Below are 11,737 nucleotides of genomic sequence, written 5' to 3'. Positions count from 1 at the left end.
GCATCAAACAGAAAAGAGGAGGAAGGGAAATGGGAATCGCGATTGTTATTGCTGCGATTGTTGTGTTATTGCTGCTCATCACGGTTGCGAAAATGCATCCGTTTGTCGCTTTGATTTTGACATCCGTTGGCGTAGGGCTGGCAATGGGAATGCCGCTGATCGCACCGTCGCCGGAAACGCCGGGAATTATTGATTCGATTAAAGCAGGTCTTGGCAATACGCTTGGCTTTTTAGCGATCGTATTGGCGCTTGGAACGATGCTTGGAAAAATGATGGCGGAGTCCGGAGGCGCTGAACGCATTGCGAAAACATTGATTGACCGTTTTGGCCAAAAACGCGTCCATTGGGCAATGATGGTCGTCGCATTTTTAGTGGGGATCCCAGTATTTTTCTAAGTAGGATTCGTGCTATTAATTCCGCTTGTGTTTACAATTGCAATGGAAACAGGAATTTCACTTGTGACAATTGGTATTCCGCTAGTTGCCGGATTATCTGTCGTGCATGGACTTGTTCCGCCGCATCCGGCTGCGATGGCTGCCGTCGGCATTTTTAAAGCCGATGTCGGGACAACAATTCTTTATTCGCTTATTGTCGGGCTGCCGACAGCCATTATCGCCGGCCCGTTGTTTGGAAAATGGATCGGGTCGCGTATGTATAAACAAGTGCCTGGTGAAATCGCTGAGCAGCTTGTACAGCATAAAGAAAAGAAAGACCTCCCTGGCTTTGGCAACACGTTATTTACGATTCTGCTTCCGGTTATTTTAATGCTGGTTGCTTCCATAGCTAATGTTACGCTGGATCAAGCGTCGGAAGCATCGAAAGTGCTGCGCTTTATCGGAGATCCGATCATCGCGCTTTTGATCGCGACGATTTATTCGTTCTTTAGCCTTGGCTACGCTCGAGGATTCAATCGCGATAAAGTATTAAAATTTGCCAATGACTGCCTTGGTCCTGTCGCCAATATTTTGCTTGTCATCGGCGCTGGCGGGGCGTTCAATAAGGTGTTGCTTGATTCTGGCATTGGCGACCAAATCGCAGACTGGGCTACACATTCGCAAATGTCTCCGCTGCTGTTAGGTTGGGGAATTGCCGCGCTCATTCGGATTGCGACAGGTTCTGCGACGGTATCGATGATGACAGCGGCAGGCATTGTTGCCCCAATTGCCGCCAGCATTCCTGGCACGAACGCTGAATTGCTTGTATTAGCGACAGGAGCGGGATCACTCATTTTATCGCACGTCAACGACTCCGGCTTCTGGATGATCAAAGAGTATTTCGGCATGACCGTCAAAGAAACGTTGATGACATGGACCGCAATGGAGACAATTATTTCTGTCGTCGCTTTTGCGCTGATTGCGTTGCTGGATTTATTAGTGTAAGATATAAAAAATGTCAGGCGCTTTCACAAAACCCTGTTAAGTGGGCATTTCCGACTTAGATCGAACAACAATGCTGTAATAGTCACTTGCACATAACTCTGTCAAGCAGATATTAGAAAAAGAGTATATGAAGCTGCGGCCTTTTCTCGATACTCAACCGGGGAAAGGCCGTTATTTTTCTTGGAAACGACTGTGATGGTAAAAAATGAATATATTCTTCAATCGCAATTACAAGCCTTAAAGAATCACACATTTATTTTTTTTGATCATCAAACTAACCCAGCAGGAAATTGCGTAAGGACTTCTAAAAGCGTGAGACTAATCGCTCGCTGAATCGTATAAAAAAGGAGATGCCGTCAAAACTATGTGTTTTTTGTTCATCTAAATGTAAAAAGCAGGTGAATATGCGAAATTAGAAGAACGGAACATTCGTTAAAAGTTCGCCCAACGACATAAAATTTAGAAGTTGTATTGATAGAGCATTTTTATTTAGGTTCAAAAGAAAAATCCTTGGGCTATTGTTTATTGTTATTATATTTTCGAATAAATTCGTCCACAGAATAATAGAACACTGCACGAATAACTGCATAAATCAGTAATTCAGGAGGAGACTGTAATGCAAATATAGATATAGAAAGACAGTATATAATTGCTTTGACTAATAGTCGATTTTCTTTTTTCATAATACTTTTACTTAAAATTTCAGAGAGGATTGATGCGGATACCCCATACAACAAAACAATGAAAGATACATAGAAGCCAGCAGATAAAAATATAGGAAATATTTCATCAGGAGTTTCCATCCTGAATCTAGGGATTAGACAGATCGTTATCAGTACTGATACCAACCAATATGTTGTGAGATTTCTAAATAAAAATGCTTTCATTCATACTACACGACCTTTTTTATGTTTATCCATCGGTTTTAATACAATGTAAATTAGCAGTAAATGACAGTTTCATAGAGATTTTATGTTAAGCAGCGATGGATAAATGAATGCGGAGTTGAAAAATATTAAAATATATAGTCCTGTTTGTTTGGACAACTCTTTTTTTGTATGTATACGATATGATTATGCCGAAAAATTTTTTATACATCTTGATAGGAATACCTGTTTTATTAGTAAGTTCATTTTTTCTTTTGAAAATTTTTAATGAGAATCGAGCAAACGATTGAGTTTTAAATATCGACATTTGAAATTCAAAGGATAAGAATGTAATTTAATTACGGTTCTATGTCAATTGTTTTGGCGATCATTATTGGACGAAAAGAAGCCGGACGTAAAACTCCTGCCTTCTTGACCACAAGGCGACTACAAACATTTAATGACATTCGATCGTGTGAGTAAAATGTTTGTGGGAGAAATTCTTAGAATTCCCCGATGAGGGGGTTGGGAACGTAGGTTCGCAATCCCCCTCATCGGGGCCACCAAGCGAAGCGCGGTAGGATCCCAAGCAGGAAACATGAAAAAGGACTCTCTCCCTGGTAAGATGATCATTGTCCACACCATCAAACAGGAGGAGAGAGTCCCATGAATATTCAACAACATCTTACCACAAATTCGTTGACATGGAAAGAGATCGAACTTGATTTGTTTCGAGCCCTGCAAAACGCCTTCGCTGAGCTGTTTACGGCTCTGTTGGAGGACATCGACCGACAATTGGCGGAAACCCGTGACAAGCGCCGGTACCACTTGAAAGACAAACGACGCACCACGATTCAAACCCTGTTTGGCGAAGTTACCTTTGAGCGAAACTACTATTTAGACCGAGAACAAAACCGTTACACGTTTTTGCTTGACTCCTTTTTAGCGTTTGATGGATCACAGTCAATCAGCCCTTGTCTAGAAGAAACAGCGGTGGGATTGGCTGTGGAGTGCTCTTCCTATCGCAAAGCGGCTCATACGCTTGCCCAGATGGTCGGGTATCCGGTGATGAGCCATGAGGCGATCCGCCAGTTGGTGCTCGAGGCTGAAGTTCCGCTGCACTGCCCGGTTGACCAGCGATATGGACGGGTGCTGTTTGTGGAGGCCGATGGACTGTTTGTCTCTCGCCAAGGGAAGGGAAAACGGGCCAAGGAAGACAAAATCCTGACCGTTCACGAAGGGTGGAAGCGCAACGGCTCACGGATCGAATTCGTGAATCAGCGCCATTACGTCCATGAGGGCAAGGGGGAGGTGTGGGAAGGCTTCGAGGAATTTTTGATGAACGAATATGCCTATGATCCGTGTCGGGATCTTCTTGTCATCAACGGGGACGGCGCTCCATGGATTACCGCGTGCCGGGAGTATTTCAAGGGACGGGTCTGCTTCCAATTGGATCGATTCCACGTGGCGCGTGAGTTGCGTCAATGCCTCTCGGGCCATCCACGGTGGCAGGCGATTCGGCAAAAGCTGGCGAAGCAGGATGAAGAGAAGCTGCTTGTGGAACTGAACAGCGCCCTCGGCACGCTGGGGGACGAAGCGAAAGAACAACAGCTGGCTGCCTTGATCCACCGGATCGAATCGATGCCGGGATGCATCCGTGATTACCGGGAATGGCTGAAGGAGCAAGGAGTGGACACAACGGGCATGTATCCGATGGGGAGGGCTGAAAGCGTGATGAGCCAGCTGGCGTATCGGGTGAAATACCGCCGCAGTTGGACAGACAAGGGACTCGGGGCGTTTTTCAAGGCAATGATTGCCCGGATGGATGGGATTCGTCTTTTCGGACGTCGTTTAGGAGAAGAATCGTCGCATCCGGCGGAGGAAACGGCATCTACCAAACAGACGATCGTGAACAAGGCGAAACAACGCGTCCGCCGTCTTCTTCCGGAGGTAACGCGGAAACAAGCCATATTTACAGCAATCGTCCGGGACTCCGATCTATCATGCCCTGTCTGAACTCAAAGGATGGTAAAAAAAGGTATACATATCGGTCTGTCATGGCAAGGGATGAGAGTCCGAAAGCGCTTACGGATGAAATTCAAAAAAATGGTTCGCTAACCTATGACTTACATCTGTTTTCAGGAATCAAAAAAGTTCCCACAAAGTCTTGACTGACTCCATTCGATCTATTAAGAACGATACAAAGTGGCTACGGCTAACGATCACAAGCGCAATTATTGTGTCAGTGATCGGAGGAGTCGTAGCTATTATTTTTGCTGCATTGAAGTAAGTGTTCAGTGACGGAAAAAACCGTGCGGTAGACAAGTAACTCATTTGTTGAATTGCTATGCTTCTGCTGTTTCTCTTGCCCTAGGTCTTGAATACACTAATGTTGGAGCAATGACAATTAGAAAGGAGATGTTCAAATGGAAGCTATTCTATCAATTGAGTTCACTGCATATGTGGCATTAGCCGTTTTGCTGTACGCAATCCGTCAAGCAACCAATCTTTCGAATCGCTACATTCCGATTGTCGCAGTTGTACTTGGCGTTGCTTTCTCTATTTTTGAAGCCAGCGCTTTCTCGTTTGAGGTTTTAGTAAACGGATTAAAATATGCCTTGTATGGGATCGGATCCGTCGCTGCAATCAAATATGCTCTTGAAAAGACAACGGAGAAATAATGGCAGACATAAATCCGGGGCGATAGCTGGTTGGAAAAGTATAAAGTGTTTCCTTTCTTGACAGCTGCATAAGCGTACTTGAATCAGCTAGAGGAACAAGCGGTTTGGCCGGAAATGGTAACAACCAGATGGTTCGTTTTTCGGGCAACACCATCACAATGCCAACCAAAGAATATAAAGGTTTTGTTGTCAATGTGAAGTTAAAAAGTACGAAATCTGGGCAGGAAGCGTCGAACATCTAGACGCTTTTTTGTTGATAATAAACGTTGCAAAGCTGAACTTGGTGAAAAAGATTATGTTTAAACCGTAAAGAAGTTAACGCTGCCGGCTATGTATGCGCCGGAGCGGACGAGTTGACCCAAAAATGCTTGAGAAATATTGTTCATATAATTTTTGGATTTCACAATCAATTCTTGTATAAATTTACATCTGGTGTATAATCAATTTGAGATTCAAAGGCAATCACCATATTACAAAATCAATAGATGAAAATGTTCCAAAGAAAGAAGAGATCGAAAAAAAAGCTGGTGGAATATTGTCTATGATACAGAAGCAGCAGTAAAAAGCATTCTGGAAAAAACACGGATTTAAACAAAATTGAATTGTCGATCTGCAAACAAACGTTATGTTTTAAAAATAATGAAATTTGTCGTCGACCTCCAATCGTGCAAAAAACCTGGGGGATCGACGACTCTTTCAAATCTCCATTGAGCCCGCACAAATTAAAGGATTGATAAAATATAACTCCTTCGTTAAAATGAAAATAACCAATCAACCATTTAAAACGAAATGCTTATTTAACAACATTTTCTGGGGTTTTTATCTTAACTATGAGGAATTGAAACATTTCATTTCGGATTTCAAAAGAAACGTCTTTTGTGTTTTTATCTTAACTAAGAGGAATTGAAACTCTGTAGTTTTATCATGGTCCCCTTTAATTGATAGTTCGACTATCTTTAGAGCGCTCCTCCGTCAAAGTTAATTTGACCCATTCAGCTTTCATAAGTCGGCATCTTGCCAATTAATGAGCAGGAACGATTGTTTAGAGAGGAAGTGGCAGGAAATGAGGAGTGATTACCGAACTTACCAATGACATTTTAGAGACATCTCAAAGAATGAATCAATTACTCGTTAACTTTTTAAAACTTTCGAAAGGTGAGGAAGATAACATCAAAGAAACGATAAACGTTATTGCTGTCATAGATGAGTTATTATCTCACTTAAGAAAAAAAATGAAAGATCAAGGGATTCAGGTCATCAAACAATCTGCAGAGAAAAAAGTATATGTCCTTGCCAACCAAAACGGATTAGCACAAGTGTTTCTAAATATTTTGATAAACAGTATGCAAGCTATGGAACAAGGAGGAACTTTGCTGATTAAAGTCGAAAAATTCGAAAAAATAGCATGGTTGAATGATTTGTTTTAGACTGACCGGTTCATAGAGGAAGCAAGCAGGAACAAAAAGTAGCATAAAAAAGAGTTCAAAACCGGAAATAAAAATGAAAACAATAGTTGAACTGTCTTCATTCCAGTAATTTTTATTAATGAGAAGAATAAAGAGAATGAGAAGTACAAAGAGATTACTCTCTAAAAAAAAGGCAGCTCCTCTTTTAATAGAGAAATTATTATTTTTCTTTTTTGTTAATGGAAATGAGCGATCTGGTTGTTTCAAATTAGAGTTTGGCAATAATTCTTTCATTATATTAGAATCTCCTTTGTTAAAGTAATTTGAATTGGACCGTATCTTTTTCTCAATTTCTATTGCACTAATTAAAAAAAATTCGCAATATACTTTTCCGCGGTTGTTAAAGAATCATTGACCATTTCTGTAACGGTTTCAATACCTTCTTCAATTTCTTTTCCGACCTTTTCCACTCCTTCCTTTATTTCCTGAACACCTTCTTCAATTTCGCGTCCCACTTTTTCGCCAAAGTCTTTCACGGTATCCTCTATCAACCATGACCCGACAATACCAACTCCAGCGCCAATAGCCCCGCCAATAATAGTTCCTACACCTGGTGCTATGAATGAACCTATAATTGCTCCCGTAGACGTTGTCGCAGCAACACCAATATCAAGGCCTATACCTGCCGAAAATCTCCCGAATTTTTCAAACCAAGATTTATATTGGTTGTTGTTATGCCAAAATTCACCTATATTTGTCCCGATTGAGAACGCTATTCCTACATATGGCAACCTTTTCATAAGTTTTGAAAAGGATTTAACATCTGTAAATTGCCGACTAGTGCTGTTAATATCAACTTTTGCAACGTATTGTTTTAATAAGCTTTTATCTCTACTGTTGTCGGAACTGCCATTTTGAATGCGATCTTTGCGGAAGCTATCGTCTTAATGGCGGAAAAAGGGTTTGAACCACCTATTTTTTTAAGTGGAAACATTGAAGGAGCCGATGACCATAACAACAAAATAATAGAAAAATATAATGATAGGATTCCTATTTTGATAGGTGAAGGTTAATATAGTGCCTGCCAACACCCGGGTTTTGTTGAAATCTTTTAAAACATTCGGGGGATGGCAGGTATTTTTCTTTGGTTAAATAGGCGAAAAATAATATATTGATTGGTTAAACATTGAGCAAGAAGACATAAATTGACATCCAATTTTAGACAAAGGGTGCACTTTTATGTCATATTTTAGAAAATAAGATAATAAATGGTAGAAAAATTTATTTCAGAATATTATAATGATTATGTATTTGATATTTACATTAGGTTTTTTGTAAGGAGGGCATAAAATGGTTATTTGTGAAGATTATGAAATTAGTCAAACAACCATAGCACTTCTGCATAATCACCATGAAAAATGTCAAACGAAAATTTTAGATTTGGAAGGTGAATTTTATTCTTCCAAACCAATTTTGAAACTATTAGAGTAAGCTTGTTTAAACAATTGTTCCACTTATGAAGGAAGGCGCCAAGCTGTTATCCATTTTACTAATTACACCCAAAGAATCCCCATTCTGATTAATCAATTTGAGAAAATTATTGCCTTTCCCACACACTCCCCGAACAAACTCGGTGCATATGGATATTTTTCCATCAAATTTTGGAAATCTCACCTATTAACAAAACACAATCACTCATTACTTTTAAAAATTATAAACAATTGAAGTTAAATATATCATTTCATACACTTCATGAACAATGCAAGAAATCAGCAATGTGTATTACACGTTTTTGTTACCCGTCACAATTTTCTTTTTGGCTGAATCCTAAACAAAAAAAATAAAAGGTAAAAAATAATGATATTAATTAATTTTTAGTGTATTTGAGGTGATACACCATCAATAAATCGCTTTCTCCAAGAAGTTGGCCAAAGAAACATATGGAACGATGAAACTAGAAGAAGTATTTCTGAGAGCGTTGGAAAAATATTTTTGGAAGAGATAAAAATTGAAATGTTAAGAACAATTTAGTAGAAGTCCTCTTTTCTTGCTTATTAAGAAAGGAGGATTTTTTATTGACCTTAAAAGTGTAACAAGATTTAATAGGAAATCAAAATCAGCATTAAAAAAAATTATGTAAATGTATAACATTAAATGCTACTTTTCACATCAATTAATATTTTGTAATATTTAATTATTAGAAAAAAATGGTGTTTTTTAAACAGCATCTGGAGGGAAGGAATGTCAACAACTACGCCTCTATTTGAATCGGATATGATATTGGACATTTTCGTGGAAGACACTCATTTTCGCGGTTTTTCAGTAGGATATGAATTAGGCGAATTTAGATATGATGAAATGGTCGACTTGATTTTTTCTGCATTAGCAGATTTTGCATTAACTGAAAAAGAAAAGGCTACAATGAATCCGTTTAATTCCAATAGAAAACTAAAAAAGGCTGCGAAAATTGTGTATGCAACTGATAAGTATAAATCGAGAGGGGAATATGGCGAAATACTACTGCATTTAATAATGAGGGACTATTTTAATTCAATCCCTGCTATTTCAAAATTATATTATAAAGATGGAGCAAATGAAACGGTCAAAGGTTTTGATGCAGTACATATTGTTCCAATAGAGGGTGAACTGGAGTTGTGGCTTGGGGAAGTGAAATTTTATAACGATATTTACAGAGCTATTAGAGATGTTGTTAAAGAGCTACAAGACCACACTGATAAGGATTATTTGCGTAATGAGTTCTTATTCATATCAAACAAAATTGATGATACTTGGGAGTACGCAGATAAATTAAAAAAGTTAATCGATGAAAGGACAAGCTTAGATAAAATCTTTACTAGAATTAAAATTCCAGTCCTTTTGACATATGATAGCGATGTTGTGAAAAGTTATAGAGTGGTATGTGATGATTATAAAAAGGCCTTGATTGAAGAATTAAATAAACATCATACAAATTTTAGGAGTAAAAATCTTCCAACCAACGTAGATATTATATTAATACTAATTCCTTTAGAGCATAAAGAGATATTAGTAGATAAATTACACGATAAATTAAGGATTTGGCAACAGATATGAGGGTAGATATGAATTATCAAAATGTAAAAAGGTTAATTGATGAAGAACAATTATCAGTGGAACAATATTTTGATATTTTTGCTTGGATTAATCGGGTAACTAAAGATGAAAGTACTGAACATGAAGGAAGGGACGTTTTATTACGATTGTTGGATAAACGAAACAAACTTCCATCACAAATTCAACCTATATTGAATGATTTTCTTGATAAATTAGGATATTTTCCGTATTTATCTTTTGAAAATGAAGAAAAAGTTTCAACTAGGGAGTTATTGCATTATGAGTTCTATCGTTCGGAAAATATTCCAAATATTGTGATGCATCAAAAGCAGGCGGAGGTTTATGATGCAATAACTTGTTATCAAAGTATCATTTTAAGTGCTCCAACTAGTTTTGGGAAAAGTTTACTTATTGAAGAAATTGTAGCATCGAAGCAGTACCAAAATATTGTTATAATACTTCCAACATTAGCTTTAATTGATGAATTTAGACTGAAGTTGAATAAATATAAATCTCATTACAAACTCATCTTTACTTCCAAACAAACGATAGGTGACAGAAATATATTTATCTTAACACCTGAGAGATTTTTAGAAATCGAAGGAATACCCAAAATTGATTTTTTTGTAATTGATGAGTTTTATAAACTTGATGGTACAAGAAGTGAAGATGAGCGAGTCAATGTATTAAACCATGCTTTTTATAAGTTAATTAAAATGACGAAACAATTTTATCTTTTAGGTCCTAATATTGCTTCTATTCCACATGGGTTTGAACAAAGTTATAATTGTAGGTTTATTTCGTCGGATTTTACAACTGTCTCATGTGATGAATTTTTTATTGAACGCAAAAGAAATAAAGAATTAGACCAACTTCTTCAATTGTTAGAACAGTTGGATGAGCCAACTATGATTTACTGTAAATCTCCAACTAGTGCTGAAAAATATGTTAGAGAAATCTTGGAGAAAATACAGAATAATTGGGAGCAGAGTGGTAATCATCAAGATGCTATTCATTGGATACAAAACAACATACATTCACAATGGACACTCAATAAAGCACTACCTTATGGTATCGCCTTTCATCATGGCTCTATGCCTAGGCATCTAGGAAAATATATTGTGGAAGAGTTTAATAGAGGTACAATAAAATATCTATTCTGTACAAGCACGTTGATTGAAGGGATTAACACAACAGCTAAAAATGTTATTATTTTTGATAATAAGAAAGGAAACGATAATATCACATTTTTTGATTATAGAAACATTAGGGGCCGAGCTGGTAGAATGACCAAACATTTTGTTGGTAGGGTGTACTCGTTTTACGAACCACCGAATGATACAGATATTTCTGTTGATATTCCATGGTATACTCAAGAGAATGCTACAGATGAAATTCTTATTCAGGTAGAAGAAGAAGACTTAAAGCCCTTTGCAAAAGAAAAAATTCAACAATATAAGGAACAAGAGGTATTAGACGTTGAAGTGATTAAGCGAAATAATAATATTTCTGTAAAGGGACAATTGGCGGTAGCAGAGCTTATTCAGAGAAATTTAGACTATTATCATTCTGTACTATATTGGACTAGGTATCCTACTTATGAACAATTAAAGGTGAGCTGTAATTTAATTTATGACTATCTTAGATTTTCAAGAAACCGTGATGAAGTGTTCAGTGGTGACCAACTTGCTTTTTACGTGTATAACTACGTGAGAGTAAAGTCAAATATGGCTAGGTTTATTCGTTTTCTAGAAAAGAATGATAGAAGAGTCCGAAGTGTTGACCAAGCTGTCCAAAAAGCTACTAAATTAGGAAGAAGTTGGTTTGAGTTTCGATTTCCTAAATTATTGTTGGGACTACAGAAAATACAAGAATCTGTCTTTAAATCTAATGGATTATCGTACGGGGATTATAAATTTTATGCTTCATTAATTGAATCAGGTTTTTGTAATCCTGCTGTTGCTGCTCTACAAGAATTTGGTATGCCTTTATCCTTGTTAAGGAAATTAGAGACAATAATTGATATTAACAAAGATGAGGAAGTAGATGTTGATAACGTAATTGAGCTAATAAATGCACTTAATGTTGATTCGTTGCAATTAGACCCATTTGAAAAGAAATTACTAATCGAATTTATAAATAACTAATTTCAAAAATTATTTTTTTGCTTTATACCTTTCATTCAAAGGAATCATGTAAACATGTCGAAAGAAGGTTAGATTTATGGATTATATAAAACTTTAGAAAATCTCTTTAAAAGACCACCCTCAAATAAATGAAAAATGGGTACAAAAAAAATTGTTGATGCCCCA

General features: G+C 37.4%; 6 protein-coding genes and 4 pseudogenes. 9 read left to right on the top strand and 1 reads right to left on the bottom strand.

Annotated features, from left to right (window positions below; genetic code table 11):
- The first annotated feature begins 29 nt into the window (after nucleotides 1–29).
- The 4 genes and pseudogenes from NSQ71_RS09890 to NSQ71_RS09875 all read left to right on the top strand — a co-directional run bounded on the left by NSQ71_RS09890 (nucleotide 30) and on the right by NSQ71_RS09875 (nucleotide 6,353).
- Nucleotides 30–1,379, top strand: a pseudogene (locus tag NSQ71_RS09890) (GntP family permease).
- A gap of 1,532 nt (nucleotides 1,380–2,911) precedes the next feature.
- Nucleotides 2,912–4,277, top strand: a pseudogene (locus tag NSQ71_RS09885) (ISLre2-like element ISGsp4 family transposase).
- A 394-nt stretch (nucleotides 4,278–4,671) separates the two neighbouring features.
- Nucleotides 4,672–4,926, top strand: coding sequence for a hypothetical protein (locus NSQ71_RS09880; RefSeq protein WP_063388730.1), 255 nt, complete (start codon nucleotides 4,672–4,674; stop codon nucleotides 4,924–4,926).
- A 1,070-nt stretch (nucleotides 4,927–5,996) separates the two neighbouring features.
- Nucleotides 5,997–6,353, top strand: coding sequence for a hypothetical protein (locus tag NSQ71_RS09875; protein WP_340733880.1), 357 nt, complete (start codon nucleotides 5,997–5,999; stop codon nucleotides 6,351–6,353).
- 344 nt (nucleotides 6,354–6,697) lie between these two features.
- Here NSQ71_RS09875 and NSQ71_RS09870 read toward each other — a convergent pair whose 3' ends face one another.
- On the bottom strand, nucleotides 6,698–7,123 hold the full coding sequence (locus tag NSQ71_RS09870) for a hypothetical protein (protein ID WP_340733878.1): 426 nt from the start codon (nucleotides 7,121–7,123) through the stop codon (nucleotides 6,698–6,700).
- A 99-nt stretch (nucleotides 7,124–7,222) separates the two neighbouring features.
- Between NSQ71_RS09870 and NSQ71_RS09865 the strand changes: the two are divergent.
- The 5 genes and pseudogenes from NSQ71_RS09865 to NSQ71_RS09850 form a co-directional block, all read left to right on the top strand.
- Nucleotides 7,223–7,405, top strand: a pseudogene (locus tag NSQ71_RS09865) (hypothetical protein); the annotation flags it as partial.
- Nucleotides 7,406–7,682: 277 nt separating this feature from the next.
- Nucleotides 7,683–7,823, top strand: coding sequence for a hypothetical protein (locus NSQ71_RS09860; protein ID WP_340733876.1), 141 nt, complete (start codon nucleotides 7,683–7,685; stop codon nucleotides 7,821–7,823).
- A gap of 12 nt (nucleotides 7,824–7,835) precedes the next feature.
- Nucleotides 7,836–8,176, top strand: a pseudogene (locus NSQ71_RS18560) (competence protein ComK); the annotation flags it as partial.
- 397 nt (nucleotides 8,177–8,573) lie between these two features.
- Nucleotides 8,574–9,425, top strand: coding sequence for a HamA C-terminal domain-containing protein (locus tag NSQ71_RS09855; RefSeq protein WP_340733873.1), 852 nt, complete (start codon nucleotides 8,574–8,576; stop codon nucleotides 9,423–9,425).
- Between the two features lie 8 nt (nucleotides 9,426–9,433).
- Nucleotides 9,434–11,572, top strand: a complete 2,139-nt coding sequence (locus NSQ71_RS09850; protein WP_340733871.1) for a helicase-related protein — start codon at nucleotides 9,434–9,436, stop codon at nucleotides 11,570–11,572.
- Nucleotides 11,573–11,737 lie beyond the last annotated feature (165 nt).

The organism is Aeribacillus sp. FSL M8-0235, from assembly GCF_038000355.1.
Classification (GTDB): Bacteria; Bacillota; Bacilli; order Bacillales; family Aeribacillaceae; genus Aeribacillus; species Aeribacillus composti.
Note: the sequence above shows the minus strand (reverse complement) of the source record. Positions and strands in the feature narration are given on the sequence as shown.